Here is a 22,029-nt window from a genome sequence, read left to right on the forward strand (position 1 = left end):
TTTTACCGCCGGCACCCTGCTGCCCATCCTGTACAGCGGGATGATTATCACCGCCAGCCTCCGGTCGATTCTGCTGATACTCCTGCTCGGCAATGTGTTGACGCTCCTGTTTACGGGAATCGGTTTTTGGTTTGGACTTCGTTTTTTTGAGGACCGTGTCAAGGGACTCGGGTTTGCACTGATAAGCTGGTTGTTTTTGGCGGTTCTTTATGACGGATTCATCCTGCTGGCAGTCTTTGCCTTTGGGGACTATCCCATCGAGAAACCGATGCTGGGGCTGGCCCTGGCCAACCCCATTGACCTGGCGCGCATTACGGTCCTCCTTGAATTTGATATCTCGGCCCTGATGGGATACACGGGGGCGGTCTTCAACCGCTTTTTCGGAAGTGCGGCCGGCATAGGCGTGGCGGCCGCCTGCCTGCTGCTGTGGACTTCTCTCCCCCTATGGCGGGGGAACCGGCTGTTCCTGAAGAAGGATTTCTAACCCTGAACATCATCAGGCAAGATATCCCCCTGAGGCACGAGCATGCTTCTTACGATACAACTGAGTTTCGGATTTTTTTGTTCATCCGTTAAAAAATATGGAGGGGCTAAAACCTACTGACCGAAAACAGGCCGAGTCATTTTCATCAGCCAGTTATGAATTAACTAAAATTTAAATATTGATAATAGAATTATGAAAACAGATGCTCAACTTGTAACTGATATTATGGGCACAAAAATCACAAATCCAGACGGAGTGGATGTAGGAGTAATACAAAACGTAATGCTCGACTCCAAAAATGGGGCAATCACGTATATTGTCTTATGCTACGCCAATTTTATCGGAAAAATCAATCGCCATTATGCTATCCCTCGCCAGTGCCTGGAGATACGGGAGGCTGATGATTCCTCTTTTTATTTTGTTATAGGTGAAGAAAAATTGCTAAGTGCGTCCGGACTTATTACCCCCGGTTTAACCTTTAATAGCCGGGAATGTGTTTACGAACTTTTCCAGAATGGCACAACAGAATTTAAACCTAAATACGCAAACTGACCTGCGCGCGTCAAGGGAATAGCACAAGAATAAATGGAGAATGAATTGAATTTTAAAAAGAAGAACGCAAAATTATTATGGATGCAGGAAATAGATCCAAAACCTTTCTGAAAAAAGAGAGGCAAAAGTACGATCAAAAAAGCAGCAGTCCCGGTATGGATGTTGATATTGATCTCGATCTTATTAAAAAATACAACGTCCAGGGTCCCCGCTACACCTCCTACCCTACCGCGGTACAATTCAGCGAGGCGGACGACCGCGATATAGTCACGCTTCGGCACTACCTGGCGGATCACAACCAAGAGCCGCATCCCGTTTCCCTGTATTTTCATATTCCGTTTTGTTTTTCGCTTTGCTGGTATTGCGGCTGTACCAAAGTGATCACCAAAGACCAGGATCGCGGGGATCTGTACCTCGATTATCTCGAAAAAGAAATGGATCTGATTGCCGGTCTGCTCCACGAAGATTCAGAAGTGATTCAAGTCCATTTTGGCGGGGGGACGCCCACGTTCCTCACCCCGCACCAGCTCAACAGACTCGGTGCCGCGATTACAAAACGCTTTACCCTGACTCCATCCACGGAATTCGGTGTCGAGATCGACCCGCGCCGCTGCACCCGGGAACATATCAATGCATTGAGCCATATCGGCTGCAACCGCGCGTCGCTGGGGGTACAGGATACGAACAAGCAGGTGCAGGAGGCAATCCACCGCATCCAGCCTTTCGAGCAAACGGAGCGGGTGACCCGGTGGCTGCGGGAAGCCGGCATCAATTCCATCAATTTTGACCTGATTTACGGGCTTCCCCGGCAGACGCTCGCTACCTTCCAACAGACATTGGATGATGTGCTCGGACTCCGTCCCGACCGCCTGGCGGTCTACAGTTATGCCCACATCCCCGGCATCATGCCGGCCCAGAAATTACTCCGGGAAGAAGAAATGCCCTCCACGGATGAAAAGCTCGGCATGCTCCGTCAATCGATCGCATACCTGACGGATAACCGCTATCGCTTCATCGGGATGGATCACTTTTCAAGGGAAAATGACGAGCTCTCCCGGGCCATGGATGAAGGAACGCTCCAGCGTAACTTCCAGGGATACAGCACCCACTCGGGAGCGGATCTCTATGCCTTCGGCATGTCGGGCATATCGAATGTGGGGCAATACTACTGGCAGAATACCAAAGATCTGGGAGCGTATTACCAACAGCTTGACGCGGGCAAATCCCCTGTTTTTAAAACATTATCCCTGAGTCGGGATGATCTTATCCGTAAAAATGTTATCATACGTTTAATGTGCCGGATGGGTATCGATTTTTCACGACTATCGGAAAAATGGAACATCCGTTTTACCGATTACTTTGCTGATGCGCTGTCAAAACTGGCACCATTGGAGCAGGACGGATTAGTTATCACAGCAGCCGACCATATGCACATAACCGAGAAGGGCCGGCTGTTTTTGCGTAACATCTCCATGTGTTTTGACCGATACCTGGAGCCGTCCAAAACCGAACACAAATTTTCAAAGACCGTATGAGGGAAATGATATGAGTACCGAAAAATATGTATACACCTTTGGCGACGGAAAAGCGGAGGGCGACAAATCCATGAAGCGGCTGCTGGGAGGAAAGGGAGCCAACCTGGCCGAGATGAGCGCCATTGGCCTGCCTATCCCCCCCGGCTTTACCCTCTCGGCTGAAATCTGTGACTACTACACCCACTACCACGGCCAGTGGCCCGACGGGGTGGAAGAGCAGGTCCAGGAGAGTGTCCGCTACCTCGAAAAGCTGATGGGACTTTCCTTCGGCGACGCTTCAGATCCTCTGCTGGTTTCGGTCCGGTCGGGGGCCGCTATTTCCATGCCCGGCATGATGGATACGGTACTGAACCTGGGACTGAATGACCAGTCGGTACGGGGACTGGCGGATAAAACGGACAACGAACGGTTTGCCTACGACTGCTACCGGCGCTTTATCGACATGTTCGGCAATGTCGTCATGGGTATTGAGCACGAACAGTTCGAAGAAGAGCTGCAGGCACTCAAAGAGAAACAGAAGGTAACGCTGGATACCCAGCTCGGGGTTGACGAATTAAAGGAACTGGTGAGTCGCTATCAAACGGTGTATCGCCGGGGCACCGGACAGGATTTCCCCCAGGATCCGAATAACCAGCTCCACCTGGCCATTGATGCTGTTTTTCGATCCTGGAACGCCAAACGGGCCAAAACCTACCGCAAGATCAACCGGATCACCGGACTGTTGGGTACGGCCGTTAACGTGCAGGCAATGGTCTACGGCAACATGGGCGAAGATTGTGCGACGGGGGTCTGTTTTACCCGCAATCCCGCAGACGGAGCCAGGGAATTATACGGGGAATTCCTGGTGAATGCCCAGGGAGAAGATGTCGTCGCGGGCATCCGCACGCCCCGCAACATCAACGAGCTCAAGGAAGATATGCCGGAGAGCTACGACGAGCTGGTTGAGGTCACCGACAAGCTGGAACAGCACTACCAGGATATGCAGGATATTGAATTTACCATCCAGCAGGGCCGGCTCTATATCCTCCAGACCCGCAACGGCAAGCGAACAGGGGCAGCTGCGGTTAAAATTGCAACGGATATGGTGGAAGAAGAGCTGATATCCCGGAAAGGAGCGGTCGCCAACCTGGTGGAACCCGCACACCTGGACCAGCTGCTGCATCCACAGCTGAGTCAGTCGGACATCGGGGAGGATGCCATTATCGGCCGGGGGCTCCCTGCTTCGCCCGGCGCCGCCGTGGGCAAAGTGGTATTCAGCTCCGAGAGAGCCGAGCAAGAGCATGAAAAGGGAGATCCCGTTATTCTCGTGCGAATCGAAACCAGTCCCGAAGATGTGGGGGGCATGTCCGCCGCCGAAGGCATTCTCACCTCACGGGGCGGCATGACCAGTCACGCTGCGGTGGTCGCCCGGGGATGGGGCAAACCGTGCGTGGCCGGCTGTGACGATATCATCATCAATTATGAAGACCAGTCGTTCAGCAATGGAGAGACAACCATTCGCGAAGGCGACTGGATCTCTATCGATGGGGCCAGGGGGCTTGTTATAGAGGGACAAAAACCGGTGGAGGAACCCTCTTTCGGGGACGACTACCATACTTTTATGCGCTGGGTCGACGACATCCGGGATATGGATGTCCGCACTAACGCGGATACCCCTGAAGACGCTCTTCGGGCCCGGGACTATGGCGCGCAGGGCATTGGCCTGGCCCGCACCGAGCATATGTTTTTCGGAGAGGAACGGATCAGGGCCATGCGTCGGATGATTATTTCCGAAAGCGAGAAAGAACGGAAGCAGGCCCTTGAGGGCTTGCTCCCCTACCAGCGGCAGGATTTTGTGGAGATCTTTGAGGCGATGGAGGGACTGCCGGTGACGGTGCGCCTGCTGGACCCGCCCCTGCATGAGTTTCTGCCCGATGAGGAGCAGGAAATAGAAAGCCTGTCCCACGAACTGGATGTCCCACTCCGCGATCTCAGCCAAAAAATTCGGGTGCTGAAGGAATTCAATCCCATGCTGGGTCACCGCGGGTGCCGTTTGGGCATCACCTACCCCGAAATAACCCAGATGCAGACCCGGGCGATCCTGGAGGCGGCGGTCCGACTTAAAAAGGAGGGTAAGCGGGTGGAACCCGAAATCATGATTCCCCTGGTCGGGACCTCAGAGGAGTTTATCCACCAGCATGAGGTCGTGGACCATACGGCCGCCGAAGTCTTTGCCCGGGAAGGGGAGCGGGTTGCCTACAAGGTGGGGACCATGATTGAAGTGCCCAGGGCCGCCCTGGTTGCGGACAAGATTGCCGAGGAGGCGGAGTTTTTCTCTTTCGGGACCAACGACCTCACCCAGATGACCTTCGGTTACAGCCGGGATGATGCCGGCAAGTTTCTCGAAACTTACCTGCAGGAGGGAATTCTGGAGAATGACCCGTTCCAGGTTCTGGACGAAGAAGGCGTCGGCACCCTGGTCCGCATAGCCACCGAAAAGGGACACAGCGTAAAGGAAGACCTGAAAATAGGAATCTGCGGCGAACACGGGGGCGACCCGTCCAGCGTACGCTTTTGTTACACCCTGGGACTGAATTACGTCTCCTGTTCCCCCTACCGGGTGCCGGTTGCCCGGCTGGCCGCAGCCCAGGCACGCCTCAGCTCCGAGGCATAGCTTCTGACTTTTTTGAAACGGGTGGTTTTTGTACGGTCACCACCCAAAAAAATTATATCCTTAGTAAAATTTATTGTATATTAAGATATAATACTCTTAAATATGAAATTGAACATTATAGAGGGCTTTGCAAAACCAGTCCCGAAGCATTCGGGAAACATCAAAGCCTGAGCGAAAATGCAGAGATTGGCCAAAAGAACGGTTTTGCAAAGCCCTCTTATAAACACTTAACCGCAATACACTCATGTTATGGAAGCATTAAAAGAACGAACAGTGGGACAAATTGTCGCTGATGATTACCGGGCCGCCCAGATTTTTCGAACGTTTGGACTTGATTTCTGCTGCGGCGGGAATAAAACAATTGCAGAGGCTGCAGCCGGTAAAGGCATGGATACAGAAATAGTAAAAAAAGCGTTGCAGGATCTGGCCAACGGTGAAAAAGAGCATAACAATTATAATGACTGGTCGATTGATTTCCTGGCGGACTACATTATCAATAACCATCACCGGTTTACACGCGACAAACTGCCGGAAATCGCCGTTTACGCCAGAAAAGTGGCAAGGGTTCACGGGGACCGCCACAAAGAACTCATAGAAATTTATGCCGAATTCACCCGGCTGCATGCCGAGATTATCGATCATCTGGATAAAGAAGAGGAAATTCTCTTCCCCTACATCAAAAAGCTGGTCGAGGCGGAAAAAACGGGCACAAAACCCGATGTTGCCAACTTTGGCATGGCTGCCGATCCCATCTCCATGATGGAAGAAGAGCACGATGAGGCCGGAGCGTCGATGGCCAGAATACGCCGGCTGAGCAATGGCTTTACGCCACCCGAAGACGCCTGCGCGACCTATCGGGTGCTCTTCGAAAATCTGGAAGGCTTTGAAAAGGATCTGCATAAACACGTCCACCTCGAAAATAACATCCTGTTCCCCAAAGCGTTGGAGCTGGAACGCACATTACATTGACAGCCCTGCGGGGAAAGAACACAGCTCTTTCCCGCTGCCTGTCACCGCATTTCCCATATGCAAGAATTTGGGATAACGCTAAACCTGCCGTAAACAATTCGGTAGCGGTATTTTAAAATATAAACGAACATTGCACCTGTTAATAACTGCTAAATTGGTCCATACGCCGCATTGAACCTCAAAACATCTGTTCAGCGCAGGGAAAACGTCTCATTCCCTTTGTTGAGGTGTGCCTTGCCCGCGATCAGTTTCCCGGCGATAGGTCCAAGTTAAGCTTGTAAATTTGCATAATTCCCATGGTACATTCCCCTCACAACTTTTCCATTCCCGTAATGGGAACCGGACATTCCATTGACTCCCCTATCCGGGTCGGTCCCTACGGCATCGACTCGGTAATTTCAGTGGTGGACGACCTGCTGGTCGAGCGCATCCGAAAACATTACTGCCGGAAGTTCGATCTGCCCTATAGTAACATTGGCCGCACGGCCGAAGATGGACGGGCCCGGCGCATAACAGCTTACCTGAATACCGTAAAGGAGATTGTCCGGGAAACGTTTGACTCCGTTAAAAACCAGCCGTTCTTCGAATCAAATGACAAGGCAAAGTATTTCGAACTGCTGCCCGGGGGACACCCCCTGAAACAAAAATACGAACAGCTCATGCAGACGGAAGAAGGGTCTTTACGGGACCGGCTTTCCTGTGAATTATCACGGCTGATGCGGCCCGGTTCCATCGATGTAAATATCATGGCCAAGGTGGACAAGATAAATTACACCAAAGGCGGCGCGCCGATGAGCCAGGAGTTCAGCGATGCCAGCGCTGCCCTGCGGGGATATGCCCAAAGCGACCTTTCCTCGAGCCTGGTGCTCTCCGCGGGATTTAACCCGCGCCTCTATAACTATATTAGCGAGTTCAGGGATTTTTACCGGGACAGCAGGGGAGAAATCAAAAAAAAGATCATCCTCAAAGTCAGCGACTTCCGTTCAGCGCTCATCCAGGGCAAGTACCTGGCCAAAAAGGGACTCGAGGTCTTTGAATATCGCATAGAATCGGGACTGAACTGCGGGGGACACGCTTTTGCCTCTGACGGGTACCTCCTGCCGAGCTTGCTAAAAGAGTTCCGGGAGAAAAGAGACCAGCTTAGTTCTGCCGTACGACCGCTGATTGAAAGCTATTACAAAGATGAACACCATGGCTTTCCCTCCTCCTGGGAAATCACGGAACCCCGTCTCACCGTACAGGGCGGTATCGGGGTAAGCGGGGAAGCACAGCGGCTCCTGCAGGATTTCGATATGGATGCGACCGGCTGGGGCAGCCCCTTCCTGCTGGTCCCCGAGGCTACGACGGTGGACCGTCCGACCAGAAACCTCCTGGAGAATGCCAAAGAGCAGGATCTCTACCTGAGTGGCGTTTCTCCGCTGGGAGTGCCTTTTAATAATATCCGGGATACCGGCTCCGAGCAGTGGCATAAAAAACGCATTGAAAAAGACAAGCCCGGCTCTCCCTGTCCCAAAGGGTTCCTGGAAGCCAACACCGAGTTTACTGAGCAGCCCATCTGCACGGCTTCCAACCAGTATCAGCTGCTAAAGCTGGATCAGATTGCCCAAAGTGACCTGGAGGAGGAAAAAAAAGAGCAAGAGCGTGAAAAAGTGCTCGGCAAGGCATGCCTCTGTGACCACCTGGGGAACGGTGCGCTCATCGCCCTGGGGATTCTGGCGGAACATCGCGCCCCGCAGGCAATCTGTCCGGGTCCCAATATCGCCTATTTTGACGGTGAATATACCCTCCGGGAAATGATCGATCATGTATACGGACGCAGCGAATCGCTGGTACCCGCTGAACGTCCCCATATGTTTGCCAAAGAAATGGTACTCTATGTCGACTATTTCGAAGATCTTGTTGGACAGGCGAAAGGTTCTGAGTCGGAATTCAGGAAGCTCAAAAAATTCAGAAAAAACCTGGATAACGGGATAAACTATTGTCTTGAAATAGCAGAAACCGAACCGTACCGGGACGAACACCTGGCTTCCATACCCGATACGGCTGAAGCGCAGCGACACCGGATTGATGATTTGTTTGATCAGTTAACGGAGAAATGCATGGCGGTCTCCTCCTGACAACGCGGGGTAACTTTTGAAGCCTTTAAAAAACCAGTCCCGAAGCATCGGGAAAGGTCAAGGCCAGAGGGAGGTTGGAATCGCAGCATATAAGTCCATATGTGAGAATGTAAACCGACCGATAACGCCGGGAATCAACTGCACAACTTGCTTATATAACAACTGCTGAAATTTTTATCGAGGAATAAATTATTGTTACATTAAGACATAAAACTCTTAATATATAACATGCAGCTGTCACGGATTTATCGGAGGGGCCGGGCGCCCGTCATTTCCGGGACAATGAGATCTGCGGCGGACTGAAGCGTATCCCTATGCAAACGGATTCTTACAACTCAAAAAGGAAAGGAGGGTTGTGGCAGCTCGCCCTGGCATCCTTTGTGTTAGCGGCGCTGACCGGCTTTTTATACCGGCTGGGTATGATTGGATGGCTTCCCGATTGGGGCCTCTCCGTGGGCAACATTCGTCACGCCCACTCGCACCTCATGTTCTTCGGGTGGGCGGTACCATTGCCGTTCCTGATTATGCGGAATAGCATACTCCAGTGGAGGGAAAGCAGCCAGCGAGGGGCACGCTGGATGAAAAGTGCCGTTGGGGGCACCCTGCTGTTCGGCCTGGCTTCCTTCCCGTTCTTTTTGATATACGGGTACCGCCCCGTAGCTTTCGTCTCAACCTCGCTCCCCCTGTCGGTCATATTGTCCGGCTTCGTCATGATCTGCTGGTACGTTTTCACCTGGGGCTATTGGCAAGCGCGTCCGGCACTGCGGAATAAGACCAGCCAGTCCTGGTTCGACGGGGCCCTGACGATGCTTCTGATAAGTTCCCTCGGGGCGTGGGGCGTGGCCGTCGTCCAGGCGGTGGACCCGGCAAACCATCTTTTGATGAAAGGATTGACTCACTTCTTCCTGGCCACTTTCACCGAAGGGTGGGTGGTCCTGGTGCTGCTGTCCCTTTTTGTGCTGAAACTACCGGTAGAGCCGGACAACTGGCCGGTTTCGCAAAACTTTTCGCTGGGATGCATCGCTATCGGCGCTCCGCTGACGTTCCCGTACGGTATTTCGGAAACACTGCTGTCGCCGTCGCTATTGCTGACAGCCCGGCTGGGCGGTGCTGTTGCTGCCATCGGACTGCTGCAGGCGTTCTATGCCATCGGCTCCTCCGGCAGGTGGAACAATTCGATCTGGATCTGGCCCCTCGCCCTGGTGGGACTTAAAGCGCTGATGCAGCTAACGGCCTCGGTAATTCCCTCCTCATTTCTGTTTTCGGATCACGGGCTCCGGATTTTTTACCTGCATGTGTTACTGCTTGGCGCCTTTACCCTGGCGATCATGGCCTGGTGGCATGAGTCCGCGAATATCCCCGACTGGTTTTTCAACGGAATTGTGCTATCTATTGTTATCGTACTCGGAAGCCTGTTGCTGCCTACGTCCCTTTGGCCGGCCATGTGGACCGGCCCCTGGATTTTCTATTTAGTGGCCGCAGCGGCACTGCTGCCGGCCCTTGCACTCGGAGCCTACTGGTTTATGATGATACAATCTCAAAATAACATACAACAGTAACGATCATGCGCGACATCCAAAACGAGGAAGACATAAAAAAATTAGTCCACAGCTTTTACCGTAACGTTGAACAGGATGAACGGCTGGGCTATATTTTCAATGATTTCGCCCAGGTGGATTGGGAGGAGCACCTGCCTAAAATGGTGGACTTTTGGTCGAACTTGCTGTTTCAGACCCGGCGCTATAAGGGACGCCCTTTTCGCCAGCACCTGCCCCTGCCGGTCAAAAAAGAAGATTTCAGTCGCTGGTATGGCTTATTCGAAGCCACCACGGACCAGCATTTCAGGGGAGAAAAAGCAGAATACGCCAAGGAGATGGCGGGCAAAATTGCATCCTCTTTTTCCGTACGGATGGAGATGGAGGGAAAATATAACCGATCAAAAAACCAAAATAATCATGAATAATACAGAAACAATACCGGCGGCTGACATACGTCTTGCCCGAAAGGTTCGCCAGGCGTGCATTGAGGCCGCCCAAGAAGGTTTTAAAGACGCCTCGATGAGCGGCTTATGTGCCGAAGGCGCCATGGAATCGGCGATAAGCGCCATACAGAAGCTGGACATTGAAAAGTTAATTCAACAATAGATACCATCACATGAAGAATCTCCTATTGATAATAACCTTTCTTGCCGGTTTCTCTTCTGTCGTAGCAGGGTGGATTTTGTCTCCCCGGGAAGAGTCACCACAGCCGGAAACCATGTCATTGGTCCCCATGATGCAGCAATTATTGACGGATATGTACCAGGTGGATAACGGTATCTATACCGAAAATTTTGAACTTATTGAAGAAAGTGCGGGTAATATATCTGATCATCCAGCTATGACTGCAAAGGATAAAAAGTTAGTAAAATCGACCCTGGGAACGGAAATGAAACAGTTTGTGAAATATGACATGATTGTACATCATCACGCAGATTCGATGCGATTGGCTGCGTTACAGCAAGAGATGCAGGAAATTTTGCATCACTACCGAATTGTTCAGCAGGGATGCGTGGATTGTCACTCCAGTTACAGGGAACCGATCTCATCGGCTCGATTGAAAGGAGGGGAATTGTGATATGAAGCAGCCGATTATCGGCTATCATAAAGATGAGGAAAACGCGTGGGTTGCCGAGTTGAAATGCGGCCATAACCAGCACGTGCGTCACAATCCTCCGTGGAGCTTGCGTCCCTGGACAACCACGGCAGAGGGACGCAAGAGCCGGATTGGCAAAAAGCTGAATTGTAAAAAATGCGACCGCAACGAACCCCAAGACTTTGATCCGACATGCCACGATTAGCCCGCCTGTTCATAAAAACGGGACTTATTTATTTCTTGGCAGCATTAATGTTGGCACTGGCCTCCGAAGTTAAATGGCTGCAGTTTCCTGGCTTGGTCCCTCTCTTCTGGCATCTGCTGATGGTTGGCTGGATCACCCAGATCATCTTTGGGGTTTCCATGTGGATGTTTCCCGGTCGAACCCGGGAAGAGGGGTTTCGGGCCCAGAAATGGGGCTGGCTGACATTCCTTATGCTGAACGCGGGATTGCTGCTGCGAACCTTGGCCGAACCCGTGAACTACCTGTCCCAGCACCCGGTCTGGAATGTCCTGATCGTTCTCTCGGCCATAACGCAGGCCGGAGCTGCCCTGACCTACATCATTGAAATATGGCCGCGTATCCAGTCGAAAGAGCAACAGCGGAGGCAACGCAAAAAGAAGCGTCAAAAACGAAAAGCACAAAAATAATCAGGCAACATGCTATCTAAAAAATCGCTGGCTTATAAGAACTACAGCCATATTACAAATGACTGATAGAGGCCTCTGACAACCCGTAACTACATAACCAACTGCCAAGCCATGCCGACCCCCAGCCGCTGGATGATAAAAGCTTCCTTGATCTACCTGTTTGCGGGATTCTTCCTAGGTGCACTCATCCTCCTCAGCAAAGCCTATCCGGGCTTGTCCCCCGCGTGGGCGCTGCTCCCCATCCATATCGAAGTAAGCATTTTTGGCTGGATTATCCAGTTGACGATGGGGACCGCCTACTGGATATTACCGCGCTACCTGGAAAGCGGATCGCGGGGAAATCCTCTGAAAGCCATGATAATGGTAGGGTTACTGAATACAGGCATACTGGTCAATACCGCGTCGTACCTGGATATCGTGCCTTCCTCAGCGATATTAGCAGGACGATCCCTCGAAGTCGGCGCCATTATTCTTTTCATTGCGCTGCACTGGAACCGTGCGGTAAGTTATAATAGATAGGAGTTTGACATCTACAGTCTTTCCAGCACGCCCGTGATAACCTGCGTCATCCTGGGCTCCGCTATTTCGGCCGCTTTCAGGACCTTTTCGATATCAATCGGCTCCAGCGCGTCGGGCAGACACTCATCCGTAATAGCGGAAATACCGAGCACGTCCATCCCCATGTGAACGGCGGCTATGACTTCCGGCACCGTGCTCATACCCACCACATCGGCACCGATCATGCGCAGAAAGCGATACTCGGCCCTGGTTTCCATGGTAGGTCCGCTAAGCGCCAGGTACACCCCCTTGTGCATTTTAATGGCACTATCCAGGGCGACCTGTTCGGCCAGTTCCTGGAGCCGCTGCGTATAGGGCTCGCTCATATCGGGAAAACGGGGGCCCAGTTCTTCATCATTTGGACCGATAAGCGGGTTGTCGCCCAGCATATTGATATGATCGCTGATCAGCATGATATCGCCGCTCTTATAGTTGGGATGCATCCCACCGCAGGCGTTACTGACGATCATCGTACCCGTACCGAGTGCGTTCAGCACCCGCACCGGGAAAGCAATCTGCTGCATGGTATAACCCTCATAGTAGTGAAAACGTCCCTGCATGGCTACGACCTTCTTGCCGCTGAGCATTCCGAATATAAGCCTGCCTGCGTGACTTTCTACCGTGGAAACGGGAAAATGAGGAATGTTGGCATAGGAAACCGTATCCTGAATTTCGATTTTGTTACCCAGATGTCCCAATCCCGTCCCCAAAACAATCAGGTAATCCGGACGGGCGTCCGTTTGTTCCCGGATATACCCGAGGGCATCATCGCGTTTTTTCCGAAATTCCTCGACCGTTTCTCGCTGCATTATTTCTCAATATCAGTCCAGTTCATCAATAATATCGTCCACATCTTCGGTGCCCGGGGGGAGCGGTTGCGCTTCTTCTCCCCGCTCTTCTGTGTCTTTCGTCTTTTCCTGCCGCTGTTCAACCCGTTCCTCCAGGCTTTTGGAAATCTCTCTCTCTTCATCGGGAAGATTGAATAGGGAAGCATCATCTTTTGAGAACTGTTCCAGCGACTCCCGGGCCATTTCCAGGTAGGACCGGATGCCGGCGATAATTTCCTTTCGCCGGTCCAGCAGCCTGATGATGCTCTGCCGCACCTGTTGCCGCTGCTGGGAAGCATCGCGAATAATCGTTTCCGCCTCCATTTCGGCCTTTTCGATCTTGGTCTGTGCCTCGCGGCGCGCGGCGGTCAGCTTCTGCTCGGCCGATTCCTTAGCGGTTTGCAGGGTTTCGTGGAGGGCTTCTTCCACCCGTTCGTAGTGCTTGATCTTTTCCTCCAGATCATCAACCTTCTTCTGAAGCTCGCGGTTTTTGGAAACCATGTGCTCCCACTCGTTCGACATGAGGTTCAGAAATGCCTCCACTTCTGCCTTGTCATAACCTCGCAGCGATTTCTCAAAATTCTGTTGCTTGATCTCAAGTGCCGTTAATTTCATAGCAAAATGCCCTAAATTCCGTAAGAATTATAACTCTTGTTAACTTACCGCTCGTGTAACATGTTCCGCAAATTACCGTCATCGCCTCCCGACGATTCCTGCTGCTCTTCATCAATTTCTATCGTCTCGCTGGAGACCTCTGGTTTTTCACTCGATTCCGACAAGGTCTGAGGAGCCTTTATTTCATCCTCACCGGCAATAATCGCCTCCAGGTGTTGAATGCGACGCTCACTCCGTTTCCGGTGTTCCATAAACGCCCGGGCAAGCCGGTCAAAATCCTCTTCCGTAATAGCCGTATTGTTGCGGTTTATCCATGCTTTGGTAAGCCCGACAATTTTGGCGAAAATAAATCCAACCAGCGCAATACCACCAATCGCTCCAACCAGTGCAACAACCATTTCTTCAAATCCCATTATTGAACCCTCTTTTTATTTTTAAGATCATTTTTCAGTGTACCACCGCTATGGTTTCCCGGCTTCTCAATTCCAGGATTGGAAACCTCTTCCATATTGGCAATGATAGTCTCAATATTTCGCACCCGGCGGTTCATCTCTTTTTTATGCCGGATGAAGGCCTCTGCCAGTCGTTCGAATGTTTCGCTGTCAATGCCGTGCGTTCGATTCATTTTAGCCATGATCAGCTTGTATATGCCCGTGCATACAAAAGCTGAAAAGCCGAATACGATGGATACAATTATGATATCTTCCATTATTTTTCTCTCCGCTTGTCTGCAAGATCAGCAACCTGCTGTTTGTTTTCCTGTTTCATCGATAACTCCTCCTCTATCTCAATCTCCTCCATGCCGCGCCCCGCCCCGGTTGAAAACTCATCGGGATTTCCGGCCGCAATGGCTTCCAGGTTTTCGATCCGTCCCTTCAGCGAATTCACCAGTTTGCGAAGATCGTCCACTTCCTCCTCATTCCGGCGACTTTTACCCATCATGGCCATCTTGTTTTTTTGATACTCGATAATCAGTCCGCCTACGACGGATACGATAATAATTAAAAAAATCCACACAGTCATAACCAAACCTCTTTTAAGGGTACCCTTGTAATGTACTAAATATCATATACATTGAAACACGCTTTTATACGTAACTTGTTACTTATAGTTACGTTCGCCAAAAATAGCACGGCCCACCCGCACCATGGTCGACCCCTCTTCGATGGCAATCTCCATATCGTTTGTCATACCCATGGAAAGATGTTCGAGCCGGACGTTCCCGGACTCGTACGAGCGATGCTCATCGCGTATCCTGCGCAGCATCTGAAATTGCGGCCGCACTTGTTCGGCCTGATCCGGGTCAACAAAAGTTGCCATTCCCATCAGACCGCGAACCCTGACATGCTGGAGTCCCTGTGCATATTCCAGGATCTCTTTTACATCCCCGGCGTTGCACCCGCTCTTTTGATCTTCTCCGCTGATATTAATCTGGACAAGCGTATTGATAACCCGGTCTATGCGCGACGCCCTTTTCTCAATTTCCCGGAGATACTTTTTCTTCTCTATCGAGTGGATCCAGTTCACCCGCTCTGCCATGTACTTTATTTTGTTGGTCTGCAGGTTGCCCACCATATGCCAGCGCACGCGATCCTCATCATAGGCCTCCATTTTATCCTGAAGCTCCCGCGCACGATTTTCCCCGAAGTGAAGCTGTCCGCACTCAAAAGCGGTTTTAATATCCTGCAGCGGTTTCAGCTTACTAACGGCAACCAGCTGAACCTCTTCGGGACTGCGTCCGGCACGGCTGCATGCCTGCGCTATACGGTCGGTCACTTTTTTAATATTCTCGCAAATCATTTCAGACATAAAGGCTGATTACATTTTATGAAATTATTATTTTCCCATTTCTGCTCTTACAATAGCATATAACCATGGAAGAACCGAATGATATTAAAAATAAGCTTTTATCAAAGGTATTAAAATGGTATTTTGCGAGTCTGAATTAAAAGATCGAATAACAAAACATTGCACTCTACACTGAGTATCTTTTATTTCGATTCTGAATTATTTATGCATCGGCTCAGGTGCTGCGAAACCGAACCATCAAAGTACGGAGGCCGATAGCCCGCATGAATACCCAGGTCCAGCATATTTCCACCTTTCTCGACCAGTGGGCACCGCCCAGTACTAAACTCGACTACGATAATGTTGGATTGTTAGTCGGCAACCCCAACCAGCCAGCCTCCCGCATTTTAACCTGCCTTGACATCACCCTTGAGGTCGTTGAAGAAGCTATAGACCGAAACTGCGACCTTATCGTTGCACACCATCCCCTTATTTTCAACAGCATCGACCGGATTAATCCCACCAACGAGCAGGGCAAAATCATTTTTGATCTGATCAAAAACGATATCGCGCTTGTCGCCGCGCACACCAACCTGGACGCGGCTCTTGACGGGGTGTCTTTTGTGCTGGCCAAGAATCTGGGACTCAAGAACCTGAAATTTCTGGATAACAGCTACCATGTGAGCCGCAAGATTGTACTCACGACCAGTCATTCCGACAGTGAATCGGTCCTGAAGCTGTTAAACTATTATTCGGCCGAAGAGGCTCACTACTATAAGGTGGAAGGCCGCAAGCAGGACCAGCATACCTACGAGGCGATTATGGACCAGCACAACGTGGGAGACCTTAAAAAAGAACTAAAGAAAAACGGGCTGCTGCACCGGGGCAGCTTCCAGGTCATGGAGGTTGCGAGTCCGTCGAACAATGTTGGCATGGGGGTCGTCGGGTTTTATCGTGACAAGGGACTGACCCAGCCGGAATTCCTTGACGTGGTTTCCAATGTACTGAATGTACCGGCCATCCGGTTTTCCGGCGCTGCAGAACGCATAAAGAAGGTAGCCGTTTGTGGGGGTGCGGGGGTTTCACTGGCGCAGCAGGCGATTGCCGAGGGGGCTCAGGCATTTGTAACCGCCGACATTAAATACCACGATTATTTTACCGATACCGAAAACTTTTTACTGGTCGATGTAGGCCATTATGAAAGTGAAGTGCCAATGGTGGCTGCACTTCAGCAAGAACTGAGCGAAGCATTTGAACACCTTGAAGTTCTTGAAACACAAGTAACCACCAATCCAATGCAGGTTTTCATACCTGGTCATAACCAAAATCCGCAGGAATAAATCACGATAAACGTAATCTATGGAAGAAGTACTTCAACAGTTAGCTAATCTCCAATATATAGACAGCAGAATTGATGAGCTAAAACAGCTACGGGGTGATCTGCCGGAAGAAATTCTCGACATTGAAACCGACATCAACCGCTACGAGGCCCAGATCAACCGGCTCGAGGAAGAGAAGCAGAACCTCCAGGTAGAGCGGGACAACCTTGAGCTTGAGATCACAGATGCCCAAAATAAGATGGATAAGTACGAAGAGCAGCAGATGTCGGTTCGCAATAACCGGGAGTATGATGCTCTGACCAAGGAGATAGAATCCCAGAAACAGGTTATCGAAAATGCCGAATCGCGCAAGGAGGAGATCGAGAAACGGCTTAATGAAGTTGATCCCGAGATCGAAGAAGCACAGGAACGGCTGGATGAAACCCAGGAGCTGTATGAAGAAAAAAAGGAAAACCTCGACAAGGTAGTCAAGGAAACCGAAGAAGAGGAAGAGATGCTTCTGAATAAACGTGAGGAAGTTGAGGAAAATATCAACCCGCGCTATTTAAAAAGCTACAAACGATTGCGCGACGGACTTGCAAACGGCCTGGCGGTAGTACCGATGGAAAAGGGCGCCGCACTGGGCATGGCCCTTCCGCCACAGACCCAGGTTGAAGTTCGTCATAAGAACAAAATCATCATTGATGAAAACAGCGGACGTATCGTAGTGCATCCTTCCTTTTTCAAAACGGCTAAAGAACAGCTTTCGCTGTAACCGGCAGAAATAACAGTGCGAGGCTTTTCAACTCCGTTGTCCTGTTTCACTCCAAGTAACCGGGACGGTATTTTTTTCGGCAAAAATTTTGTATTTTATAGGAGATAGCCGGGCAATCGCCCGCCTGTGCAAACACACGGCGGGAGGAAAGTCCGAACACCTGCAAGCACTGTGCTTCCTAACGGGAAGAACTCCCGAATGCTTTCGGGAGTAAGAAAGTGCCACAGAAAATAAACCGCCCCCGGCGCTCTGCGCAGGGAGGTAAGGGTGAAAAGGTGAGGTAAGAGCTCACCGCTCCGGTGGTGACACGCGGAGGCAGGGTAAACCTCACAGGGTGCAAGCTCATACAGGCAGTGCGCCGCTTGTCGCTATACTGCCGGGTAGAGTGCTCGAGCCCTGAAGCAATTCAGGGACCAGATAAATGATTGCCATCCCGCATAGCGGGATACAGAATTCGGCTTACAGGCTATCTCCGGTTTACATGAAAAGGCCGTCCGATGAGGGCGGCCTTTTGTTTTCAAACGCGGCTGCAGCATGCTGCGATCCGTGTTACTTGCTAATTAGCAACTCTTTACTGTCGCAGTTGCGAGATACAGGTCAATTTGATTTTTTTAAGAAGCCTTTGAAAAACCAGTCCCGAAGCATCGGGAAAGGTCAAGGCCAAAGGTCGGTTGAAATCGCAGCATATAGCCAATATGTGAGAATTTCAACCGACCGATAACGCCGACATTGGCCAAAAGAACAGTTTTGCAAAGGCTTCTTTAAATTAGTCACCGACTTTTCAATAAAACCAATTAAGACATTAGCTATATACTATTATGAACTCCAAAGAACTGCGTGCGCTTCAAAAGCCGTTAAAGGAAGAATACAAGGCGAATCCCCGGGAGGCAGAGATCGTACTCCACGCCAAAGGCAAACTGGGAAAAAACATTTCCTGTGAGGTGGCCACGGATACCGGTGTTGCCGAGGCGGGTCTCCACCCGGCAACAGGCGGGGATGGCTCACAGGCTTGTTCGGGCGACATGCTGCTGGAAGCGCTGGTGGCCTGTGCCGGCGTTACGCTTAAATCGGTAGCTACAGCTATGCAGATCACGGTTCATGAAGGCACCGTCAAAGCTGAGGGGCTGCTTGACTTCCGGGGGACCCTGGGGGTTTCACGAGAGGCACCGGTGGGATTCAAATCCATTACCCTCACATTTGATCTGGATACCGATGCGGAACAGAAAAAAGTTGAGAAGTTAATCGAGCTCACGGAACGGTATTGCGTAATCTACCAAACCCTGAAAAACAGTCCCGAATTACGGGCGAATGCACCTCTTCACTAAGAGCGGGCTTAGCTAAATCTCCGGGCTGCGAGTCCGTAAAGGCTGTAACCCGGAGCAAAACGTTCTTGTTTTTCAAATGGTTATAACTCAACTACTGACTGCAGGCCTTGCGTCAGTATTAGCAGCGGCAGAAGGAATTTCCATTTCAGCCGTTGTTGTGATAATTAATTATAAGAACGCAGGAAGCTCAGTAGCCGCTCCTCCTACGAAGTGATATAGGTAGCCGGATCTTGCTGGTAAAAGTCCTGGAGCTGCCGGTATAACTCGGGATGCCTGTTTTTGAGTTCACGCGGTTTTTCAAAGAAGCACTCTGTAATGACGGCAAAGAATTCAGCCGGGTTCGTAGCCCCGTAGGCATCGATAAGCGTCTGTTGATCCCGCTTAATGGCCCGGAGAAACTTTTGGTATTCGGCGCCCACGACCCGGGCCCAGGAAAGGTAGTGCGATTCCTCATTACTGCTCTCTATCTGGTCGGTAGCCCCATATTCGTAATCCAGCTGGTGAGCAAATTCATGGAAGACCAAATTCTGTCCGTCGTGAATATCGGATGCGCCCTTTTGCACCTCGTTCCAGGCCAGGACTACATGCCCCCGCGACCAGGCCTCTCCCCGGCGCTGCTGAAACCCTTCCTGAACAAAAAAACTGTTATGGCGATTTTTTATTTCGACCACATACGGCCGGGGATAGACCAGCACGGATCGAAGGTCATCATAAAAAGAGGAGAGATCATCGATGCCCAACATCAGGATAGAGGCCTGGGCCGCGATCGTCACACGCATCTCATCATTTATTTCCAGTCCGGCGCACCCCTCAAACGTTTTCTCATGCACAAATATGCGTATCAGGCCTTTCAGCTTCGCCTGCAGGGATTCGGGGAGAAGATTGACATAAGGAACATTCCGGTACAGAAAAGCGTCCCACTGTTCCGGGAAAGGCCGCTTCATCAGCCGTTTCCGGCGCCACTTTTTTAAACCAAACATGGGTACCCCGTCAGAGATTCACTTTATAGGTTCCCTTATACTTGCGGTTGATATCGCGTTTCATGTCACGCTCCTTGATATCCTCCCGCTTGTCGTGCTGCTGCTTTCCCTTGGCAATGCCCAGCAATATTTTGGCATACCCTTTCTTAAAATACAGCTTCAGGGGGATAAGGGTATATCCTTTCTGAGAAATCGCTTTATCCAGCTCACCGATCTCGCGTTTGTTGAGCAACAGCTTGCGCGGGCGGCGTTCATCGTGGTTGGCATACGAGCCCTCCTTGTAGGGCTTGATATACATATCCCGCAGCCACACTTCGCCATCCTGAAGGTACGCAAAGGATTCCCCCAGGCTGGCGTTGCCATTTCGCAGCGACTTCACTTCTGTTCCTTTCAAAACGATGCCCGCTTCGTAGGTATCCTCGATATGATATTCGTGCCGGGCTTTTCGATTTTTGATGGTCGGGGTATTGGTAGCCATGGTAAAAAAACTTTTATGTATACAAAAAGTTGTCAGCCGGGCTAATACTCTACGCCCAGGGCCTGCAGGTCCTCTACAATCTCATCGCCGGGCGAACGGTCGGGCATTGTCTCGTAAATGCCCATGATTTGCTGAATCTCCGTCCTCGCCTTTTCGTTCTCCGGATTAATCTCCAGTACCTTGATAAACTGCTCCAGGGCCGACGTCATCCGGTCGCGCATGCTGCTTTCTTCGGGACCGCGATACTCCAGGTACAGCCCATAGTTCAAATATGTTTTCTCCTTCAATTCAGGGATGTCCGCCTCATGTTCCCGCTCATCTGCATTCTCAAGCAGTTCTATGGCGCGGGAATATTCTTCTTCGGCAATCAACCGGTCTATCTCCCCGGATAGATCTTCCGGCGTTGAGCTGGAACAGGAAACAAATAAAACAGAAAGTAACAGCAATGAGAAAAAGCGCATGAAAAAATAATATTAATGTTAATATTAAAAGTTGAAGTTCTTGCCAGAGGCCTTTGCCAAAAGCCCGCGATGTTGCGTTCACCCTGTTACAGGTTACAGCACCTGGTATACTCGTCAGCTTCATTCGCTATGAAATCCATTCCTGTAACAGGCCCCGGATTACATGAGGATGACGCGGTGGCCCCACAGCCTCTGCCTGTAAATCGGCCCTTATCATAGTCCCAAAGATAAGGAAAAGATAGCTATATCTATATCAAATTAAATAAAGTGGATTCGGGCTGATACAAACCACAAAGATACCCATCCCGAGCCATCCCAGCAAGCTGCGCGCGGGGTCGAGGGGACGCTCATAAAGGGCCGGGGGATGCTCAATACCCACCAGATACGCGGTAAAAAAGGACCAGAAGACCCAGATCAACGACCCCGAATCGGTGATGCCGCCCACATGCAAATAAAGGTATCCCGCGGCCAGCGCCATAGAGACGGCCATCGTCGGGGCCATCCACCGGTGGTCGCTGTGGAAGGCTTTGCGAAGCAGGAGAAACAGGACCGCCCCCCAGATCAGCCAGCTGAGTATATGCTGACCCAAGCCGTATTCAACCAGCGAGAGATGGATGAAGGGAATGACCTCGATTCCGGCAAGCGTCACCAGCAGGCCGAAAAAGAGCCGGGCGACCGTCCGGTGTCTTTTAAAACCGATCAGAGAATACAAAATGTGTCCCCCGTCAAGTTGTCCCAGCGGCATCAGGTTCAGAGCCGTAAAAAAGAGTCCCAGCCACCCCGCAAACAGGAACGGGTAATGGTACATCTCCCACATGGGCGGCACATTCTCAAAAAAGGACGCCAGGAAACCATACAGCAGGGTGTTGCCCAATATCAGGGTTTGTCCCTCAGTCTCGGCTGGCGGATCTTCGGGATAGGTACCGTGCTCGGCCACATATGCCTTGACCTCTTCGTGTCCCTCGAACTGCTGGATATAGGAAGCATCGGGCAGCGTTGAAAAGCCATAGAGCAACACCGTAAGGGCAATGACAAAGCCGGCCAGCGGACCTGAAATACCGACGTCAAACATTTTATAACTGTCGTTAATCTTTTGCTTGATCCGGATAACGGCTCCCAGGGTTCCGATACCCAGGGGGATGGGAATAAAGTAGGGCAGCGTAACCTTGATCCTGTGATATAGGGCCGCAAAATAGTGGCCGAACTCGTGCACCCCCAAAAATCCCAGCAGCAGGCCTGAAAACAGCACCCCGCGGTAGAAGTCCGTCTCCGTAGGCAGGGCCACGGGAAAAAGCGAGGGACTGAATC

At 51.0% G+C, this 22,029-nt stretch carries 25 protein-coding genes, 1 other RNA gene and 1 pseudogene; 17 read left to right on the forward strand and 10 right to left on the reverse strand.

Annotated features, from left to right (window positions below; genetic code table 11):
* The 13 genes and pseudogenes from ACESLU_RS03130 to ACESLU_RS03190 all read left to right on the forward strand — a co-directional run.
* Window positions 1–484: pseudogene (locus ACESLU_RS03130) on the forward strand (ABC transporter permease); the annotation flags it as partial.
* Between the two features lie 192 nt (window positions 485–676).
* The gene (locus tag ACESLU_RS03135; RefSeq protein ID WP_372634983.1) at window positions 677–1,036 is read left to right on the forward strand and encodes a PRC-barrel domain-containing protein; all 360 of its coding nucleotides are present in this window, start codon (window positions 677–679) and stop codon (window positions 1,034–1,036) included.
* Between the two features lie 77 nt (window positions 1,037–1,113).
* Window positions 1,114–2,571, forward strand: a complete 1,458-nt coding sequence (hemN, locus tag ACESLU_RS03140; RefSeq protein WP_372634985.1) for an oxygen-independent coproporphyrinogen III oxidase — start codon at window positions 1,114–1,116, stop codon at window positions 2,569–2,571.
* Window positions 2,572–2,581: 10 nt separating this feature from the next.
* Entirely contained in the window at window positions 2,582–5,224 is a 2,643-nt protein-coding gene (ppdK, locus tag ACESLU_RS03145; RefSeq protein ID WP_372634988.1) for a pyruvate, phosphate dikinase, read from the forward strand.
* A gap of 249 nt (window positions 5,225–5,473) precedes the next feature.
* On the forward strand, window positions 5,474–6,193 hold the full coding sequence (gene ric, locus ACESLU_RS03150; protein ID WP_372634990.1) for an iron-sulfur cluster repair di-iron protein: 720 nt from the start codon (window positions 5,474–5,476) through the stop codon (window positions 6,191–6,193).
* Window positions 6,194–6,489: 296 nt separating this feature from the next.
* The gene (locus tag ACESLU_RS03155) at window positions 6,490–8,310 is read left to right on the forward strand and encodes a hypothetical protein (protein WP_372634993.1); all 1,821 of its coding nucleotides are present in this window, start codon (window positions 6,490–6,492) and stop codon (window positions 8,308–8,310) included.
* A 314-nt stretch (window positions 8,311–8,624) separates the two neighbouring features.
* A complete protein-coding gene (locus ACESLU_RS03160) occupies window positions 8,625–9,869 on the forward strand; it encodes a hypothetical protein (RefSeq protein WP_372634996.1) in 1,245 nt (414 codons plus the stop codon).
* Window positions 9,870–9,874: 5 nt separating this feature from the next.
* Window positions 9,875–10,273 (forward strand): group III truncated hemoglobin, encoded by a 399-nt coding sequence (locus tag ACESLU_RS03165; protein ID WP_372634998.1) that lies wholly within the window; start codon window positions 9,875–9,877, stop codon window positions 10,271–10,273.
* Window positions 10,266–10,454, forward strand: coding sequence for an acetyltransferase (locus ACESLU_RS03170; protein ID WP_372635001.1), 189 nt, complete (start codon window positions 10,266–10,268; stop codon window positions 10,452–10,454). Before ACESLU_RS03165 ends, ACESLU_RS03170 begins: the two co-directional genes overlap by 8 nt.
* 10 nt (window positions 10,455–10,464) lie before the next feature.
* Window positions 10,465–10,926 carry a hypothetical protein gene (locus ACESLU_RS03175; protein ID WP_372635003.1) on the forward strand — a complete coding sequence of 154 codons (462 nt, stop codon included), beginning with the start codon at window positions 10,465–10,467 and terminating at the stop codon, window positions 10,924–10,926.
* A gap of 1 nt (window position 10,927) precedes the next feature.
* The gene (locus ACESLU_RS03180; RefSeq protein ID WP_372635006.1) at window positions 10,928–11,149 is read left to right on the forward strand and encodes a DUF3565 domain-containing protein; all 222 of its coding nucleotides are present in this window, start codon (window positions 10,928–10,930) and stop codon (window positions 11,147–11,149) included.
* 35 nt (window positions 11,150–11,184) lie between these two features.
* On the forward strand, window positions 11,185–11,595 hold the full coding sequence (locus tag ACESLU_RS03185; RefSeq protein WP_372635009.1) for a hypothetical protein: 411 nt from the start codon (window positions 11,185–11,187) through the stop codon (window positions 11,593–11,595).
* A 111-nt stretch (window positions 11,596–11,706) separates the two neighbouring features.
* Entirely contained in the window at window positions 11,707–12,114 is a 408-nt protein-coding gene (locus tag ACESLU_RS03190; protein WP_372635012.1) for a hypothetical protein, read from the forward strand.
* Window positions 12,115–12,125: 11 nt separating this feature from the next.
* Here the strand turns inward: ACESLU_RS03190 and ACESLU_RS03195 are convergent, their stop codons facing one another.
* The 6 genes from ACESLU_RS03195 to ACESLU_RS03220 all read right to left on the reverse strand — a co-directional run bounded on the left by ACESLU_RS03195 (window position 12,126) and on the right by ACESLU_RS03220 (window position 15,404).
* Window positions 12,126–12,962: a purine-nucleoside phosphorylase gene (locus ACESLU_RS03195; RefSeq protein ID WP_372635015.1), complete on the reverse strand. Its 837-nt coding sequence runs from the start codon at window positions 12,960–12,962 to the stop codon at window positions 12,126–12,128.
* Between the two features lie 12 nt (window positions 12,963–12,974).
* Window positions 12,975–13,595 (reverse strand): DivIVA domain-containing protein, encoded by a 621-nt coding sequence (locus ACESLU_RS03200; RefSeq protein ID WP_372635018.1) that lies wholly within the window; start codon window positions 13,593–13,595, stop codon window positions 12,975–12,977.
* Between the two features lie 44 nt (window positions 13,596–13,639).
* Window positions 13,640–14,008, reverse strand: a complete 369-nt coding sequence (locus ACESLU_RS03205; protein WP_372635020.1) for a hypothetical protein — start codon at window positions 14,006–14,008, stop codon at window positions 13,640–13,642.
* Window positions 14,008–14,304 (reverse strand): hypothetical protein, encoded by a 297-nt coding sequence (locus ACESLU_RS03210; protein ID WP_372635022.1) that lies wholly within the window; start codon window positions 14,302–14,304, stop codon window positions 14,008–14,010. The genes ACESLU_RS03205 and ACESLU_RS03210 overlap by 1 nt, the downstream gene beginning before the upstream one ends.
* A complete protein-coding gene (locus tag ACESLU_RS03215) occupies window positions 14,304–14,618 on the reverse strand; it encodes a hypothetical protein (protein WP_372635025.1) in 315 nt (104 codons plus the stop codon). The genes ACESLU_RS03210 and ACESLU_RS03215 overlap by 1 nt, the downstream gene beginning before the upstream one ends.
* A gap of 78 nt (window positions 14,619–14,696) precedes the next feature.
* A complete protein-coding gene (locus ACESLU_RS03220) occupies window positions 14,697–15,404 on the reverse strand; it encodes a YggS family pyridoxal phosphate-dependent enzyme (RefSeq protein WP_372635029.1) in 708 nt (235 codons plus the stop codon).
* A gap of 263 nt (window positions 15,405–15,667) precedes the next feature.
* Here ACESLU_RS03220 and ACESLU_RS03225 point away from each other — a divergent pair, with 263 nt between their 5' ends.
* The 4 genes from ACESLU_RS03225 to ACESLU_RS03240 all read left to right on the forward strand — a co-directional run bounded on the left by ACESLU_RS03225 (window position 15,668) and on the right by ACESLU_RS03240 (window position 18,802).
* Window positions 15,668–16,723: a Nif3-like dinuclear metal center hexameric protein gene (locus tag ACESLU_RS03225; RefSeq protein ID WP_372635032.1), complete on the forward strand. Its 1,056-nt coding sequence runs from the start codon at window positions 15,668–15,670 to the stop codon at window positions 16,721–16,723.
* A gap of 19 nt (window positions 16,724–16,742) precedes the next feature.
* Window positions 16,743–17,477, forward strand: coding sequence for a zinc ribbon domain-containing protein (locus ACESLU_RS03230; protein ID WP_372635035.1), 735 nt, complete (start codon window positions 16,743–16,745; stop codon window positions 17,475–17,477).
* A gap of 100 nt (window positions 17,478–17,577) precedes the next feature.
* Window positions 17,578–17,955: RNase P RNA component class A (gene rnpB / locus ACESLU_RS03235), an RNA gene on the forward strand.
* Window positions 17,956–18,295: 340 nt separating this feature from the next.
* A complete protein-coding gene (locus tag ACESLU_RS03240; protein WP_372635038.1) occupies window positions 18,296–18,802 on the forward strand; it encodes an OsmC family protein in 507 nt (168 codons plus the stop codon).
* A gap of 203 nt (window positions 18,803–19,005) precedes the next feature.
* On the opposite strand, the gene ACESLU_RS03245 is transcribed toward ACESLU_RS03240, so the two are convergent.
* From ACESLU_RS03245 to ACESLU_RS03260, 4 genes are all read right to left on the reverse strand, one after another.
* Entirely contained in the window at window positions 19,006–19,782 is a 777-nt protein-coding gene (locus tag ACESLU_RS03245; RefSeq protein ID WP_372635041.1) for a zinc-dependent peptidase, read from the reverse strand.
* Window positions 19,783–19,792: 10 nt separating this feature from the next.
* Window positions 19,793–20,260, reverse strand: coding sequence for an SsrA-binding protein SmpB (smpB, locus tag ACESLU_RS03250; protein WP_372635044.1), 468 nt, complete (start codon window positions 20,258–20,260; stop codon window positions 19,793–19,795).
* A 41-nt stretch (window positions 20,261–20,301) separates the two neighbouring features.
* The gene (locus ACESLU_RS03255) at window positions 20,302–20,721 is read right to left on the reverse strand and encodes a hypothetical protein (protein ID WP_372635047.1); all 420 of its coding nucleotides are present in this window, start codon (window positions 20,719–20,721) and stop codon (window positions 20,302–20,304) included.
* A gap of 253 nt (window positions 20,722–20,974) precedes the next feature.
* A partial coding sequence (locus ACESLU_RS03260) for a site-2 protease family protein (protein ID WP_372635050.1) occupies window positions 20,975–22,029 on the reverse strand: 1,055 nt, incomplete at its 5' end.

Origin of the sequence: Fodinibius sp., assembly GCF_041642155.1 — a bacterium.
In the GTDB taxonomy this organism is placed as follows: Bacteria; Bacteroidota; Rhodothermia; order Balneolales; family Balneolaceae; genus Fodinibius.

What these genes read in the sequence shown, in the direction of transcription:
- ACESLU_RS03155 (WP_372634993.1), top strand. Translation starts at nt 6,490, where the DNA reads ATGGTACATTCCCCTCACAACTTTTCCATTCCCGTAATGGGAACCGGA.
- ACESLU_RS03200 (WP_372635018.1), bottom strand. Translation starts at nt 13,595, where the DNA reads ATGAAATTAACGGCACTTGAGATCAAGCAACAGAATTTTGAGAAATCG.
- hemN (WP_372634985.1), top strand. Translation starts at nt 1,114, where the DNA reads ATGGATGCAGGAAATAGATCCAAAACCTTTCTGAAAAAAGAGAGGCAA.
- ACESLU_RS03255 (WP_372635047.1), bottom strand. Translation starts at nt 20,721, where the DNA reads ATGCGCTTTTTCTCATTGCTGTTACTTTCTGTTTTATTTGTTTCCTGT.
- ACESLU_RS03160 (WP_372634996.1), top strand. Translation starts at nt 8,625, where the DNA reads ATGCAAACGGATTCTTACAACTCAAAAAGGAAAGGAGGGTTGTGGCAG.
- smpB (WP_372635044.1), bottom strand. Translation starts at nt 20,260, where the DNA reads ATGGCTACCAATACCCCGACCATCAAAAATCGAAAAGCCCGGCACGAA.
- ric (WP_372634990.1), top strand. Translation starts at nt 5,474, where the DNA reads ATGGAAGCATTAAAAGAACGAACAGTGGGACAAATTGTCGCTGATGAT.
- ACESLU_RS03190 (WP_372635012.1), top strand. Translation starts at nt 11,707, where the DNA reads ATGCCGACCCCCAGCCGCTGGATGATAAAAGCTTCCTTGATCTACCTG.
- ACESLU_RS03240 (WP_372635038.1), top strand. Translation starts at nt 18,296, where the DNA reads ATGAACTCCAAAGAACTGCGTGCGCTTCAAAAGCCGTTAAAGGAAGAA.
- ACESLU_RS03210 (WP_372635022.1), bottom strand. Translation starts at nt 14,304, where the DNA reads ATGGAAGATATCATAATTGTATCCATCGTATTCGGCTTTTCAGCTTTT.
- ACESLU_RS03165 (WP_372634998.1), top strand. Translation starts at nt 9,875, where the DNA reads ATGCGCGACATCCAAAACGAGGAAGACATAAAAAAATTAGTCCACAGC.
- ACESLU_RS03180 (WP_372635006.1), top strand. Translation starts at nt 10,928, where the DNA reads ATGAAGCAGCCGATTATCGGCTATCATAAAGATGAGGAAAACGCGTGG.
- ACESLU_RS03195 (WP_372635015.1), bottom strand. Translation starts at nt 12,962, where the DNA reads ATGCAGCGAGAAACGGTCGAGGAATTTCGGAAAAAACGCGATGATGCC.
- ppdK (WP_372634988.1), top strand. Translation starts at nt 2,582, where the DNA reads ATGAGTACCGAAAAATATGTATACACCTTTGGCGACGGAAAAGCGGAG.
- ACESLU_RS03175 (WP_372635003.1), top strand. Translation starts at nt 10,465, where the DNA reads ATGAAGAATCTCCTATTGATAATAACCTTTCTTGCCGGTTTCTCTTCT.
- ACESLU_RS03230 (WP_372635035.1), top strand. Translation starts at nt 16,743, where the DNA reads ATGGAAGAAGTACTTCAACAGTTAGCTAATCTCCAATATATAGACAGC.
- ACESLU_RS03205 (WP_372635020.1), bottom strand. Translation starts at nt 14,008, where the DNA reads ATGGGATTTGAAGAAATGGTTGTTGCACTGGTTGGAGCGATTGGTGGT.
- ACESLU_RS03220 (WP_372635029.1), bottom strand. Translation starts at nt 15,404, where the DNA reads ATGTCTGAAATGATTTGCGAGAATATTAAAAAAGTGACCGACCGTATA.
- ACESLU_RS03215 (WP_372635025.1), bottom strand. Translation starts at nt 14,618, where the DNA reads ATGACTGTGTGGATTTTTTTAATTATTATCGTATCCGTCGTAGGCGGA.
- ACESLU_RS03225 (WP_372635032.1), top strand. Translation starts at nt 15,668, where the DNA reads ATGAATACCCAGGTCCAGCATATTTCCACCTTTCTCGACCAGTGGGCA.
- ACESLU_RS03245 (WP_372635041.1), bottom strand. Translation starts at nt 19,782, where the DNA reads ATGTTTGGTTTAAAAAAGTGGCGCCGGAAACGGCTGATGAAGCGGCCT.
- ACESLU_RS03170 (WP_372635001.1), top strand. Translation starts at nt 10,266, where the DNA reads ATGAATAATACAGAAACAATACCGGCGGCTGACATACGTCTTGCCCGA.
- ACESLU_RS03135 (WP_372634983.1), top strand. Translation starts at nt 677, where the DNA reads ATGAAAACAGATGCTCAACTTGTAACTGATATTATGGGCACAAAAATC.